The following is a 14137-nucleotide window of genomic DNA, read 5'->3' on the forward strand; positions in this document are numbered from 1 at the left end:
GGAACCGCGCTGGACCATGGTGGATCGACATCTTCATCGGCGCGTCCCTCGCCCTTTATGATCGATGCAGATCGATGCCGTCGAATGCCTGCCGCGCGCCGCGGCCGACTAATAGGTTGTCTGGTCCTTGAAGGCGACATCCGGCCTGGTACGCTGCCCCGGTCGGATGACTGCCGTGGGTTTGTGAGGCGTGGACGACGAACTTATCAGAATGTCGGCGTTCCGACCCTCGATCGGCTGTTGACCGGACGGGCGGTGCTTCCGTGGAGCGCAATCGAGCCCGGATTTGCGGCGCCCGGATTTGACCATCGCCTTCGGTTCGCGAGCCGTGCGTCATCAAGGAGCCGAGATCCAATCGACGCGACCTAAGGTCATGTAGACAATGGCACCTCGTTGTGCCCCGAGCACGTGCAGGTATTGACCTAGTTGCCTCCTATACGCCGTCCGATCGGTGTCCTTGGGCGCGACGTCGCTCTTCCAATCGAATACGATACGGCCGCCATCGTCGGCTTGCGCAACTGCGTCGGCCCGCCCACCGATCAACCGCTCTGCGCTCGCGGGAGCCGATCCGAAAATGGGCACTTCCGGGGTGAGCGTTTGCCGGAACGGCTTGATTTCTGGAAGCTGGATCGTCCGCAGGGCGGTGTCCGCGAGTTCGTCGGCATCCAGTGGAACGCCGAGAGAGGCTTGCGCGACCAACTGCTCTACAAGACTCCTGGCCCTTAACGCGATCGCATCGCGCGTTTCATCCAATTCGCCGGTCACAAGCTCTTCCATCAGCTTGTGGAGCAGGACGCCACGCATCCGGCCTCCCTCGATCGAAGTCGCAGGTTGAAGCGGCTCGTCTTCGACGGAGGCGTTCAATATCTGGATCGGGATTACATCCGGATCGCCATCGCTCGGCCTAATCCATCGAATGGTCGTGGAAGCCTGTTCCAGCCTCGATTGCTCGGCGGCAAAGACCTCGGCTGTCTGCTGGTTTTCCGTCGAACTCGGGAGGACAACCTTCGCCCGCGGTAGGTGACCGAGTTTCAGTTCGGGTACATCGCCCAGCTTCAGATCCAGCAGCTTGGCCCAGGACGCATCATTGCTCCAACTGAACTCCGGAACGATGAGCATCTCCATTGCGCGGGTGCAGGCTACGTACAGCAACCGCAGGTTCTCGTTCTGCTTTTCGACGTTCTCGGCCCGGAGGGCGTCTTCCAGTGTTGGTGGGACCACTTGGCCGAGCGCCCAGTGCAGACTTTCGTCCTTGCGTCGATAGACGAAGGTTTCGGCGCGGCGCGGCATGGAAGCCCGGTTGATCGGGATGACGACCGGCCATTCGAGACCCTTCGACGAATGCACGGTGACGATTTCGATCGAGTGGCCATCAGCCTCTACCATGCCTTCCGGATGGCCCGACCCATTGGACCATTCGTCATCGATGTCCGCGGCGTATTGCGCCAAGCCGCGCACGCCATAGCTCCGAGCGCGCTCGATCAGCCCATCGATGTTCGCAAGGGAGCGCACCGCTTGATCGGCGCTGCGTGCCGTCACGATCGCCCGCGCACGAAGGCGCTCGATGGCTTCCGTCAGAAGGAGCGCAGGGGTCGTCCTGTGCACGCGGCGTCGCAGGTCCTGCAAGATCGTCAGCACCTCGCGTGCCACCCCATTCTCTACGAGAGCGGGGTCGGTTCGTAGCGAGAGCCTGGCGGCTCGCTCCTCGCCCTCCGGCGAGGGCAAGCTGTGCGTGATATCCAACAATTCCTGCTCCGTGAGGCCGACCAGAGGCCCACGAAGCAGTGCGCCCAGAGCCAAGGTATCGCGCGGATCGGCCAACGAGCGCACCAGAGCGACGAAATCCTGGGCTTCCTGTCTTCTGAACAGGTTCTTGCCCGCTTGGGACGCGAACGGCAGGCCCGCTTCTTCGAGCGCCCTCTCGTAGCGCCACAGATCCGTCGAAACCGGCGCCAGCAGCGCTATGTCCCCCGGCGCCAGCCTGCGGCTCTCCCCGTTGTTCAGCTTCAGCTCGACATTCCCGATCAGACGCGCGCAGACATCGGCGACAACCGAGGCTTCTTCGTCTCTCGAACTGTCGACTCGCGTCTCGGGCGGAAGCTGGATGGATACCTTCGCAACGCACGGAAAACCATGCTGGGCCTCGCCACGCGTGCTTCGCAGGGCCACATAGCCTGCTTCCTGCGCGGAAAGTCTCTCCTCGAAACAGCGGTTGACGTGCTGCAGGATCTGACCGCGGGACCGGAAGTTCGATGTGACCTGCAATATGCTGTCCGAAAATTGCTCCTCGATGGCCCGGCGAACGGTAAGATAGGTCGCAAGATCGGCGCCCCGGAAACGGTATATGCCTTGTTTGGGGTCGCCGACGAGGAAAAGCTGGCCCGGATTCAGTCGCCGCGTGTACCAAGGATCGGTACCCTCTCCGGAACCACATAGCAGAAACAAGATCTCCGCTTGCAGCGGGTCCGTGTCCTGAAATTCGTCCACCAGTATGCGGGCAAACTGTTCACCGGCGGCCTTGCGGACCCGCGGGTTGGCGCGAAGGACGTCGCGGCAAGTAAACAGAAGATCGTCGAAATCGAGCACGGCCGCCCGCTTCTTGAACGCCTCATAGTCCGCGAGGACGCCGTCCAGTTCAGCCGAGAAGGTGCAAATGAGGGCTGTCGCAATCCGCCCCATCAACGCGCCATAGGCAGCGCGACAGCGGGCATAGTGCTCTTCGGCCTGATCCGCGAGGCGATCGCCCGCCTCCCTGCCCATGGCTTTTCGCCACATCGAGCGACGCCGATAGTCGCGCAGGTCGAACGAGTCCTTGCGCATGATCGGCAGCGGAGCCGGGTGGGCCAGGCCCCACAGCTCCTCGAAGCCTGGTAGCGGGTCGAAGCGCCGCTCGAAGTGCGAAGCCAGCGCCTCGAGCGCCGCGACCTCCGGATCGGCCTCGCGGGGCGCGCCGATGTGGTCGCACCACCGCCTGAACTCGCGAACGCTCTCGCTGAAGTCGACGTCGGCGTTCCCGTCGAGATCCGGCCGCAGGGGGCGTGCCGCGCGATAGCGTCTACGGAAGTTCGCGAAATTTCGCAGAAGCGCCTCGGCGCCCCTCGGATCCCTGCGCGCCACGGAGGCGATCGGATCATCGTTCTGGCAAGGCCCATCGAGCCGGTTGCGCCACCATTGATCGAAGATGGCGTCAAAGGCGAAGTCGGCCTGGTCGCCATCAAGGATTTCCGCGCCCGGGTCGATTCCTGCCTCGATCGAATACGTCGCCAGAAGGTCGTGACAGAATCCGTGGATGGTCGAGCAAACCAGCTCATCGAATTTTGCCGCCGCCACGCGCAGAGCCGTCCTTTGCTCCGCGCTTGGTCCGTTCGGCAGGCAAACCCTAAGCTCCTCCGGGACTCGCCCGTCGATCAAGGACTCCAGATATTGCGTAATGCGCTGGCATAGTTCTCCGGCTGCCAGCTCTGTAAACGTGATCGCCGCGATCGACCGCGGCTCGACACCGCAGGCCAGAAGCATGACGACGCGCCCTGCCAGCAGAGACGTCTTGCCCGTACCGGCGGCGGCCTCGACGATCTGCGTCGAATCGATCTCCGTCAGCGCCCTGAATCGCTCGCGACTGTCGGCGATCTGCGTCATGACGCGCTCCAAAACCGGGATATTCCGGCGCCGACCTTGCCGAAAGCGATGCGTTTGCGTCGCTCGTATCCGGGCGAGGCCGGTAGCGCCAAGCGGAGGTCGTTCGAACGATCGAACGCGAGGCGTCCGGGGACGGCAGTGCCTTGCCTGAGCAGGGTAATAGCTTCGTTGATGAACGCCCCGATCAGATCGATCGCGCCGTCGAGATCATGGAGCTTCAGGGCAAGCGGTCCGCCCCCCAGGTAGAGCAGCCGCGCGACGATCTGCGGTTCGCCTTCGAGCAATTGGCGGCAGGCGAGGCCGTAGAGCGCTCGCTGCAATTCGGATCCTCCGCCGATGACGATCCGCCCGGCGTTCGTGGGCGGCGAACCAGTCTTGTAGTCCGTAACCCGTGCCGCGGCGAGATCGCGCCGCAGGTCCAAGCGATCGATCGTGCCCCGCAATTTTATGGACGTATTCGGGACGATGACGGATCTCGTCGGATCCCAAGGCAATTGACGCGTTGCGACGAATCCGTCGGGCTGTCCAAACGGCACCTCGGTCCAGCTACGCGTCGCTGCTTCGTTAATATCCTTGCGCAACAGAGCTACCAGCGCCAAGGAAGCGGCAAGATCGACGGTGTTGGCCCAGAGCATTGTTGGGGGGACAGGCCTTTGGAGTGGCCAGGTCTCGCGGACAAACCGGACGGCAGCCGCGAGCGCCTCTTCGGTCTCGCCTTCGGATGCCTTCGCATAGCCCGGGTCCGGTTCAAGCGTGTCCACGGCTCGCCGCAACAGCTCGTGAACCAGCTTGCCAAAATCCAGGGCGGAGATCGAAAGCGGCTGCTCCCGAACTTCGGGGGCATCCCAGCCTAGTCCGTACCGCCAGACAAAGCCCAACGGGTCCTGCAGCAGCCGGCGAAGCGAAGTCGCCGATTGAACGCGTTCGATGGCCGCGACGACGAGAGGATGATCCGTGCCGAATTGCCCGTCGTGGGGTGTCAGAGGTTCGACGTGCCAGTTGCGCCAGCACGACTCCGCTGCGCGGATCCTGTCCACCCCCGCCGCATCGGCTGGCCGCGCCATCAATCGGTCCGCCTCGCTGAACGCGTGTTCCGGGATGCGGGCGCGCGACAGGGAGGTCTCCGGCCGACCTTGCAGAAGTGGGCTGCGGCCCACGCGGCTGCCTTGGCTGCTGCGACGGCTGCGAGACAATACAGCGCTGCCCGTCGCGGCTCGGAGTATCACATTGAAAGCCCTGCGGTCCGCCCGACCGACGGGATCGGCATCGAACTCGTCCGTCGGAAGAACGTGTCCGGGCAGGACCGGATCCTCGCCGGTGTTTCTCGGCCAGCTTCTGTTGGTGAGACCTAACAGCCGTACATGCGCTCTGGGTGCCGCCGCCAGGTCACGCGCGGGACACCAGACGATCGAATCGGCAGCATCGGTGTCCGACGTAAGCCGGATGTTGCGAAGCGAAAGTTCGAGCGCATCCGGTGGCGCCGAGCGGGTCGCAGCTTCCCAGATCTGAAGGGATCGCCCGCGCAGAAACATCTCGGCCGCAGGGCCGGAAGCCGCCGGGCCTCCCGCCAGCGTCTCGAGAACGGGCAGGACCTCTCGTGCCGAATTGAGCGAACTGTCCTTTAGGATCGCGTCGGCAACTGCGCGCTGCCAATCCTGCACGGTGGACAGGGCCGCGCCTCGCGGAAGTGCCGCGAGCCACCCCTCAGGCAGTCGATCCAGTCCTAGCCCTTGGCCTCGCGTCAGCGACACGAGCCGACGGACGCGCTTCTGGCTCAAGCCGCGCATCAGCAGATCGGCGAGCGCGGCGCAGCGCTGGCCGTCGGCGGTGGCAAGCGCCGGAACGCCGTGCGCAAAGTGCACCCGCAGACCCGCCTCGGCCGCCAGCGCAATGAAGTGATCGTCCCAAGGAGCGGTACTGGTCGACGCAATCGCGATTTCGGAGGGTTTCGCGGCTCCCGATGTGATCAGACGCCGTGCCCAGCGCAGGCTTTCGACCACCTCGTGGCGAGGATCTGCGCAGGAGACCACGATCGGCTCCGCCGAGCGCGTGGGCGCCGCGATGGGGATGACGTTTCCGGAAAACCAGTCGGTTTCGGCATCACGAGGAGCGAACCAATCGATCTCGACGACCATCGCGAGGGCTTCGATCAGGGGGCGCCAGAGCGGTTGAACGAAGGAAAGCCCCTGCAGATGGACGGCTCCGACGAGCTTCGGCGCGTACTGGACCCCTTGGAGCGCAGCGTCGCGCAGGTCGCGGGTGGTCAGCACCGCGTTCGGCATCAGCCGTCTGACCCGTTCCTCGATCAGTATCAGTTCGCGGAGCCGGGTACTATCGGCTCTGCGACGAAGGTCGAGATCGGCTTCCCAGAGCTTGCGTAAGGCGCGGGCGACCGCCCTAGCCGTTCCGGGGAGCCGCCGAACGGGCTCGAGTTCGACGAAGCCGCCTTCGTCGAGCGCGTGCCGGACGGCCGGGTCCAACACCTCCTTCGTCGCGGGCATGGTGAAACCGCCGGCGAGTCTCGCCGCAAGCTGGGGCAGGCTCAGAATCTGGAGCCCGCATTCGTTCGCGCGCGCGGCATCGGCGCGGCGCATCTGGGGCGCGATCGAGCCCTCCACCACGACGGTTCGCAACTCGATTCCGCTCATTCCGGTCACGGCGCCATCCTCCACCAGCAACGAGATTCAAGGATTCGAGGCCAAAGGCAAGCTTTCGAGGCATTGAGAGGCGCGGATCCGCCGGGCGACCAGACCGCTCCCGAGGGGTCGAACTCCTCCGCCGCTACCCGGAGCAGATTTGCGCCCGGGCCGCCGCCACGCGTCGATCCCGGGCTCATCCCTTTCGTCGAGGCCAATCGAATCCTTGATTTCGACACCGCCCGGTAGCCGGCACCGTCGAGACGTGGCAGATAGACCACCGCGGGCCTTCCGGCACCCGGCCGTTCGGGGTTTGAGGGATTCGCGGGGGGCTCGTGGCAAGATTCGAATCCTTTGAAAGAGTACAGGCGCGCGTCAGGACCACGCTTGGCCGCAACGTCCGAGAGCTGAGGCTCGCTGTAGGACTGTCCCAGGGCGAACTCGCCGAGCGAGCCGGCACCCGTCGGGCGCTCATCAGCGACATCGAGCGCGGCGAGACGAACGCGACGCTCGACACGATCGTGCGGATCGCCCTCGCGCTGCGGGTCGAGACCCACGAGCTGCTGAAGCGTCCGAACGTCAAGCTTGCCGAATAGACCCGGCTTTCCGCTAGAGATCGCTAGACGTACATCGAAAGATACCTACCGATGACGTTGACTCGAGTTTAGTACGTTATAGCGTACATAACATCCCGATGCGGGCGGCACCAATTTGATCACGGCGCCACGAGAAAAGGGAGGCCCCCGAGAGGAAACGAAGGTCCAAAGGCCCCATTTCAAACCATCAGCAGGAGGGGAGCATGCGCACCCACAGATTCCGTCACCAGGCCGCTCGTACGTTCTTCATCAATCCCAAATGCGACATGGCTATAGCCGTGAATCATCCGCTTCTCCTCCATGCTTTGCAGCAGGCCGCACTCGATCGATCCGTGCGGGCGATCCATCAGCAAGCCGGTCCCGAGATCGATTGTCCACAAGTCTCGCTGGCCGGTGTGGTGCTGGACCGCGTGGACGGGAGTTTCCTTCTTGGGGTGCATGAGCTCCGACCCGAGCGCAGCGTCGAGGAGGCGGCCAGGCTCGACTTCGTTCTGAAGCGCCACGGGCTTCGCCTGCTCGAACGTGACGCCACGGACATCAGGCAGGAACCGTTGTTCTCGAACGCACGCCTCGCATGGTCGTTCGCGCGCTATCACGTGCCGATCACCGACAGGTTGAGAATAGCTCTCGCCTTGGAAGACGGCGGTCCTCAGTCGGTCCTCGAGTTGGAAGAGCGCGCTCGCCCTACGTGCGACACTTTGGCGGCGGTCTGTGCCCTGGCGTGCCAAGATCTGGTCGGGATCAACATCAGCCGCGATCCGCTGGGACCGAGAACGATCGTATTTGCACGGTAGCGGGCTTAGGGAATCGAGAAGCAGCGCTCGGCCTTGGAGAGAGACATGAATAGCGGCACCCTCAATTCCAGAGTGTCCAATGGAGGCACGAGGCGCAGCGATGTGTCCGGTAGCAAGAGACATGGATCGGCAACTCGGGCAATAGGAGCTGTCGCATGCTTTTGGTGACCATCGAAGTGGTACCCGGGGGCTTCAAACCTATGAGCCGGAAGATCGCATCGATCCGGATTTCAAACCTGTCGAACCTTCATCAAATTTCGGATTATCACGTCGAAGCCACGGAGAACGCGAATGCCTTGGCAGGCACGCCGCTTCGGACGACGGAATGCATGGTGAGGGACCACAACCGCCGTCAAAGCGTCTGGGCTCTGCTGAAGCGCGCTTGCGACGAGATCGTCCGAGCCGACCTCGAAAATTCCTGACGCCCGGCTCTACCGATCCTCACACTCCAGGCGGGAGCGCACCGTCACATGCCGCCCCCGACGCGACGGTTTGTTAGGCATGCCCACCATATACCGGGACGTTCGAGTACGCTTCCATCCGGTGCCAATATGGCATTTACCTCCATCGTGCGAAAACCTCTGCACCCGCTCTAGTTGAAGAGCGCAAACAGGCTGTTGTTAATCCCAGCTCAACCATGTGCGCAGCTTCCTCTGAATTTCACGTCAAGATGGTGCGCTTCGAAAGCGGCGAACTCTTTCCGGCGATCCTGGACCGCAGCGGTGTTCCGCTGCGCGAGCCGGTATTCTTCTTCGAGAAGGAAAGGCACTTCGCGTTCAACACGTTGGACGCGAAGGCGCGCGTCGTCGCCATGGTGCACGATTTTCTGCAGGAGCGTGGGATCGATCTTCGCGACCGCGTCCGGCAGGGCCTGCTGCTGCAGGTGCTGGAGGCGACCTCGCTGGGAAAGCGTCTGCGGAGCATCGGTCCTCGAACCGACCTAATTCGGGAGCGGCAGCAGCAAAAAACGCGGTCGACTCCCAAGATCCCGATCGTCGGCGGGCACGAGTGGTCTCATCGCCGCCGGCGCACCGTGCAGTACTTGAAGTGGTTGTCGGAAAGGATCTGCGACGAGCTTCGGCTGCCGGTCGCCGAGCGCGAGAGCGTCAAGGCCGAGCTCGCGAAATTGAATGAGCTGCTCGTAGACCAGGCGAAGTCGATGGCCCAGCCCGTTCTCCCGGCTCTTTCAATGGAGCAGGGCTTCGCGCTGTTGGACGCGATCCTTCCCGACTTGCCGGCGAACCCATTTCCGAGCCAGCAGTTTCGCAACTTCGTGCTCATCCTGGCCTTTTGGGAAACCGGGCTGAGAAAGTCCGAAATCCTGGGTCTGGAAGTCGGCGATCTCTCGCCGACGGGGTCGCCGCCTACGCTGAAACTGGTGCGTCGGCCGAACTACAAGAAGGATACCCGGGCCCGGCCTGCGGCCCTGAAGACGATGCCTCGCACGGTGCCAATCACGCCGGTTCTTCATGCCTGCCTAGTGCACTACATCAATGAGCACCGTCGCAAGGTCGAGTTCGCGCTCCGGGATCAAGGGGACAAGGCGGGAGTGAAGCGGTTCAAATCCCACGCATTCATTTTCGTCGGTGCGCGAGGCGCTCCGCTGTCCTGTTCGGGCCTCCAGAAGATCTTCGCGACGTTGGGAATGCGCATTCCCGAGTTGCCCGCCCAGTTCTCGCCGCACGCGCTTCGGCGGACCTGGAACGACCTGTTCACGGAGCTCTCGGCCGAGCGCCTGGGGCCGCGCGAGACGCAGATCCGGGAATATCTGATGGGCTGGGTCCGAGGCAGCCGGCAATCGGCGCACTACGCAATGCGCACCACGCAGCGCCAGGCGGCCGAGGCGGTCCAGCAGTTGCAGCGCGACTGGGTGGCGCGTTGGAAGGAGACGAAGGAATGCCAGAGGACGTGATTTTCGACAAGGCGGGTCGTCGCGTGGACTGCTCCGGCGACGTCTGGCGACTCAATCACGCCGGGCATTCGATCGCGCTGGATTGGACCCGGCTTTCCGGTCTTCCCGAATCCGTCCAGGACGCCGCGCGGTTGTACCTGCGCGAGCGCATCGCGGACTGGGCACCTCAGACCGTCGAGGGGACCTTCTACATGTATATGTTGCTCGCGAGCTGTCGCTTCTTCTCGACGGACTTCGCCGGCCCGGTCGAGTTTCGCGCTTTCGATGAACTTCGTGACGACAAAAGGGCAGGAAGCCCGGAATTGACGCGATTCCGCAGGTGGTATCGATGGGCGGCAATTCTCGAGCTTCCTGCTTTCGACAAGGCCGTATGGCGGCAGTTGGAGACCGTGACGATCGGCGCGAACCCTCAGGGACGTGCGTCGCGCAAGAAGGATCCCGATCGCGGCCCGCTCACGGACGGCGAGCGTCAGGCGCTGCTGAACATGGCGCTCGACGAACAAACGGAGCTGCCGCTTCCGGAACGCGTCGCGCTTCTGCTCGGCATGGGTCTCGGCGCCAACTCCGGGCAATACGCGCTGCTGCGGGCTCAGGACTACTTCACCGAATCCGCGGGCGCGACGACGTATCACTTTCTCATGGTGCCGAGACAGAAGAAGGGGTTCGTACGGGAGCGCTTCGATTTCAGGCGGCGGACGATCGAACCCGAATTGGCCGGCCCTTTGAGCCGGCTGATCGAAGACAACCGCGCGACCGCCGACGAAGTGTACGAGCGCTCCACGGATAAAAAGAGGCCGGACCACGTCGCCGTGCCCGTGTTCATGCGGAACTGGGTGAGAACCGACCTGACGCCCGCCATGGCCGAGTACGGATTGCACCTGACGCCAGCGGAATTCACAGCCCTGCTGCAAAGCGCCTGCCGACGGTTGAAGGCCAAATCACGATCCGGGCAGCCCCTGAAGATCAATCAACGGCGGTTTCGAAGCACGTTGGCCACAAATCTCATCATGGACGGGCGCTCCGCACGGCAGGTCGCGGACGCGCTCGACCATTCTTCAGTCCACCCGCTGAAGCACTACGAGTTCGGGGATCACGCAATGGTACCGAGCCTCGACGAACGCCTGGGTGAGGAGATGAAGCGCATCGCCGGCGCCTTTCTCGGCACTCTGACGGAAAGATCGGGCGAGGCCGATCGCAACCGGCAGACTTCCAGCCGACGCTCGTTCTTCGACCGGGAACAAGGTTGCGGCGCGGACCTCGGAAACTGCGGCAACAGCTGCAAATGCGATCTGCCCGCGCCGGTGGCCTGCTACACCTGCCAGCTGTTCGAGCCCTGGATCGACGCCCCGCACGAACAGCTTCTTATCCAGCTCAGGAGCGAGCGCGACCAGAGGAAGAAGTCCGGACTGCATCCGCGCATCGTCGCCATTCAAGACCGCGCCATCGCGGCGCTGGAGGACCTCATCGCGAAGATCCGCGCGCGACACGGGGCGGCGGCATGACACGGAAAAAGCGGACGAACGGCAAGTTCGTCATCGCCCTAGACGGCAAAACGGCCTCGGCCGATCCGCGCGAAAACCTCGAGCGGCTCGCACGAGCCGCGCGCGACAGCCTCAGCTTCGGCGCCGAGCTGCCGTTCGAGGCAGAGAGCTGGACCATCCGGCAGGAGACCGCGAACAGCAGGGCTGCCACGCTCTGGTTTACTGCCCGCGCAGAGATCTCGGGCCGGGTCGGCCACGATCGGATGGCGGAGCCGTTCGCCACGTTCCTCAAGTCCATCATCCGGCTCCGGGAGACGGTTCGACCGGGCGGCGCGCAGCGCCACCTCGCGCTGGTCGATGCCGCGCGCTATCTCTACCTCCAGCTCGAGCGTCGCGATTACGACCCGGCGCGGCTCGATACGGTCGACTTCCAGCGCGCCGAAATGGCCGCCGTGCGGGAGGCGGAAGAGGCTGCGACCCGCAAGTCGGAAGAGGCCGGCAAGGGGCGCAGGAGGACCCTATGGACTCCGTTCCTGGTCGGCCAAAATCTCCTGAGGCTCGCCACCGTCGTGCGAGACCAGCGTCTGAGCGCGGCATCGATCGACTACGCGCCGAGGACATTACCGCCGGACTATGAGGAGCTGCGCACCGAACAGGCGCCCGACGCGGACCGGCTACCGAGCCCGGCGGCACTCGACGCTCTGCCCAAGATCGCCAATGAGGTGCAGGACCCTTCCGACGTTTGCATGATGCGGACCATCGCGCTGCTGCACTGCGCACCGTGGCGGATCGGCGAGCTGCTCTCCGTCCCCGCGGATTGCGAAGTCCTGGTCACGCCGGAAGGTCAGCCCGCCACGTTCGAGGATCTCGACAGCGGCAAACCCGTGCGCTACGGGCTGCGCTACAAGCCCGAGAAGAGCCCGGACGGTACGCCCGACACCAAATGGATTCCGACCGCGGCCATCCCGCTGGTACGTCGGGCGCTGGAGGACCTCAGAAAGCACTCGGTCGGATCGCGCGAGATCGCGGCGTACATGGAACAGAATCCCGGCCGAGCTTGGCTGCCGGAGCGTTTCCGCGAACAGGAGCGGCTGTCGATCGACGACGTCGCCGCCATTCTCGATAGATCGCGGAACGCCGCCTACGATTGGCTGCACGCCAACGGGATACCGATCCGCCGGGTGCACGTCATTACCGGCGAACTCAAACGGAGTTTGTCGTCGAACAGGCACAGCTTCAAGGCCAGCGAAAAAGATCTGAACGAGCGCGTCCTCACGCTGCGGGCGAAGCATGCGCCGGACGAGATCGAGGTCGACAGCTTGAAAGACACGGTTCGCGTCGGCGACGTCCATCGCTGGCTCAGGAACAAGCGGGTCGAGGTGCACGAGGAAAGCGTTTCCCGCGAGGACGTCGAAGGGCGAATCCTGGAGATGAATTGCCTCACTACCGATTTCGAGTGGAAGCTCTCTGAATCCCTGTTCCTGTTTCCAAAGCTGTTCTTCTGGAGGGAGCGGCCCTTCCGGTCCACCGTCGCGCTCCTGAACAACGACCAGCTTCGCTTCTTCATGACCGGCGAGAAGGACGGCGACGCAAAGGGTCGACGCAAATACGGCATCTTCAAACGGATGGGATTCACCGAGCCCGACGGCAAGGACATCCACATCACGAGTCATATGTTCCGGCGCTGGCTGGCGACGCTGGCGCTGCAGCGCGAGATGTCCGCCGAGCAGGTACGAATCTGGCTGGGTCACGAGGGCGTGCGGGGGCAGGGCCCGTACGATGGCCGGACGCCGGTCGAACTGGCCGAGGAGGCTCGGCAGGCCATCCGATCGGGGATGGCGAAAGGCGCGGTCGCCGAGATCGCGGCAGCCAAGGAGCCGAGGGATAGGGACGCTTTCCTGGAGGCGGTGGTGGCGGCCGTCCACATCACCCAGTATGGCATGTGCGTGCGCGATTGGACTTTCAGTCCGTGTGAACGACACGGCGCATGCGTGGCCTGCGACAAGCATGCCATCGAGAAGGGCCAGCCGGCCCATCGGGCGGAGATCGCCCGCAGTTTGCGCGAGAACCAGATGCTCCTGGACCGCGCGATGGCTCAGACGGAGGAAGGGCAGATCGGCGCCGACAAGCACGCCTGGCATCTCTACCGGGAGGTGGCGGTGCTGGAGGCCACGCTAAGGGTGCACGATGATCCCTCCATCGCGGACGGGACCTTGCATCAGCTCGACGTCGCGGCGGTGCTGGCCGAAGCGGAGAGGGAGGTTCAGGAATGAGTTCGGCGAGCCGAAGCAAACCCGTCCGGCGCCTGACGGGGGACCGTCTAAAGAAGGGAGGCGTTGACCGCATCGTCGCGGAGCTGAAGCGCTGGTCGGCGCCGAAGATCACATGGAAGACGGTCGTCGTGGCGGTCGCCCAGGACTGGCTGAAACCGCGACGGTTCAGCCGGCAGGCTTTGGAGGCCGTCCCCGACATCTACCGCGCCTACCGCGAGGCCAAAGAGCGGTGCCGGGAAGGCCGCCCGCCGGAGAAGCGCAAACCGCTGGCGGACCGGATCGCGACCCTGCAGGGGGAGAACCTGAGGCTGCGCGCCGAGAACGCCGCCCTGCTCGAGACCTTCGTGACCTGGATGCTCAACGCCAAGGACAGGGGCGTCGGTCTCGACGAGCTCGAGGCGCCGCTGCTCCCCGCACGGCTGTCCAGCAGCTACCGGGAGGCCGACGAGGCGCGCAAGGAGGCGGAGAAGGCGGAGGGGCTGGCGAAGCTGAACCGGCTGATCGGGGGCAAGGCGGACAGGCGCCTCGCGGTCTGATCGCAAACGAAGAAAAGCCCCGGAGCCGGCCGGCTCCGGGGCTTTTCTTCGTTTCGAAGAGGCCCGCGGTACCTTACAATTTCGCGCAAAGCACCGCGGGGGAGCACTACATCTTTAGCGCTCACCGGTTCTGTCAAGAATGTCTCGAAAGTAGGAATTTTCTGGTGCTATTAAATTGTCGCGCTGAATTCTGTAAGCCTTCATTTTGTCAGGTTCCGGCGAGTCTTGAATCTCGCGCTTTCGGCTGAAGTATTGCCTGTGCCCCATCCTCGC

Annotated in this window: 9 protein-coding genes; 7 read left to right on the forward strand and 2 right to left on the reverse strand. The window is 63.9% G+C overall.

All coding sequences use genetic code 11. The features are described from left to right. Positions 1-336: 336 nt before the first annotated feature. Together JQ591_RS07770 and JQ591_RS07775 are read right to left on the reverse strand one after the other, a co-directional pair. Positions 337-3636, reverse strand: coding sequence for a UvrD-helicase domain-containing protein (locus JQ591_RS07770; RefSeq protein WP_211395417.1), 3300 nt, complete (start codon positions 3634-3636; stop codon positions 337-339). Further along, the gene (locus JQ591_RS07775; RefSeq protein WP_249136669.1) at positions 3633-6284 is read right to left on the reverse strand and encodes a PD-(D/E)XK nuclease family protein; all 2652 of its coding nucleotides are present in this window, start codon (positions 6282-6284) and stop codon (positions 3633-3635) included. Before JQ591_RS07775 ends, JQ591_RS07770 begins: the two co-directional genes overlap by 4 nt. A 323-nt stretch (positions 6285-6607) precedes the next feature. Between JQ591_RS07775 and JQ591_RS07780 the strand changes: the two genes are divergently transcribed. The 7 genes from JQ591_RS07780 (at position 6608) to JQ591_RS07810 (ending at position 13864) form a co-directional block, all read left to right on the forward strand. Continuing rightward, positions 6608-6868, forward strand: coding sequence for a helix-turn-helix domain-containing protein (locus JQ591_RS07780; protein WP_211395418.1), 261 nt, complete (start codon positions 6608-6610; stop codon positions 6866-6868). A 203-nt stretch (positions 6869-7071) separates the two neighbouring features. Continuing rightward, positions 7072-7662 carry a hypothetical protein gene (locus JQ591_RS07785; protein WP_211395419.1) on the forward strand — a complete coding sequence of 197 codons (591 nt, stop codon included), beginning with the start codon at positions 7072-7074 and terminating at the stop codon, positions 7660-7662. Between the two features lie 155 nt (positions 7663-7817). Continuing rightward, on the forward strand, positions 7818-8084 hold the full coding sequence (locus tag JQ591_RS07790; protein WP_211395420.1) for a hypothetical protein: 267 nt from the start codon (positions 7818-7820) through the stop codon (positions 8082-8084). Between the two features lie 248 nt (positions 8085-8332). Then, the gene (locus JQ591_RS07795) at positions 8333-9574 is read left to right on the forward strand and encodes a site-specific integrase (RefSeq protein WP_211395421.1); all 1242 of its coding nucleotides are present in this window, start codon (positions 8333-8335) and stop codon (positions 9572-9574) included. Then, on the forward strand, positions 9559-11076 hold the full coding sequence (locus JQ591_RS07800; protein WP_211395422.1) for a hypothetical protein: 1518 nt from the start codon (positions 9559-9561) through the stop codon (positions 11074-11076). The genes JQ591_RS07795 and JQ591_RS07800 overlap by 16 nt, the downstream gene beginning before the upstream one ends. Then, positions 11073-13328, forward strand: a complete 2256-nt coding sequence (locus tag JQ591_RS07805) for a hypothetical protein (RefSeq protein ID WP_211395423.1) — start codon at positions 11073-11075, stop codon at positions 13326-13328. The genes JQ591_RS07800 and JQ591_RS07805 overlap by 4 nt, the downstream gene beginning before the upstream one ends. Beyond that, entirely contained in the window at positions 13325-13864 is a 540-nt protein-coding gene (locus JQ591_RS07810) for a hypothetical protein (RefSeq protein WP_211395424.1), read from the forward strand. The genes JQ591_RS07805 and JQ591_RS07810 overlap by 4 nt, the downstream gene beginning before the upstream one ends. The last annotated feature ends 273 nt before the right edge of the window (positions 13865-14137 follow it).

The sequence above is a fragment of the Bradyrhizobium canariense genome, from assembly GCF_018130465.1.
In the GTDB taxonomy this organism is placed as follows: Bacteria; Pseudomonadota; Alphaproteobacteria; order Rhizobiales; family Xanthobacteraceae; genus Bradyrhizobium; species Bradyrhizobium canariense_C.

Bases quoted from the DNA above. Each gene is read 5' to 3' on its own strand.
- JQ591_RS07770 (WP_211395417.1), bottom strand. From the start codon at position 3,636: ATGACGCAGATCGCCGACAGTCGCGAGCGATTCAGGGCGCTGACGGAG.
- JQ591_RS07775 (WP_249136669.1), bottom strand. From the start codon at position 6,284: ATGAGCGGAATCGAGTTGCGAACCGTCGTGGTGGAGGGCTCGATCGCG.
- JQ591_RS07785 (WP_211395419.1), top strand. From the start codon at position 7,072: ATGCGCACCCACAGATTCCGTCACCAGGCCGCTCGTACGTTCTTCATC.
- JQ591_RS07790 (WP_211395420.1), top strand. From the start codon at position 7,818: ATGCTTTTGGTGACCATCGAAGTGGTACCCGGGGGCTTCAAACCTATG.
- JQ591_RS07795 (WP_211395421.1), top strand. From the start codon at position 8,333: ATGGTGCGCTTCGAAAGCGGCGAACTCTTTCCGGCGATCCTGGACCGC.
- JQ591_RS07800 (WP_211395422.1), top strand. From the start codon at position 9,559: ATGCCAGAGGACGTGATTTTCGACAAGGCGGGTCGTCGCGTGGACTGC.
- JQ591_RS07805 (WP_211395423.1), top strand. From the start codon at position 11,073: ATGACACGGAAAAAGCGGACGAACGGCAAGTTCGTCATCGCCCTAGAC.
- JQ591_RS07810 (WP_211395424.1), top strand. From the start codon at position 13,325: ATGAGTTCGGCGAGCCGAAGCAAACCCGTCCGGCGCCTGACGGGGGAC.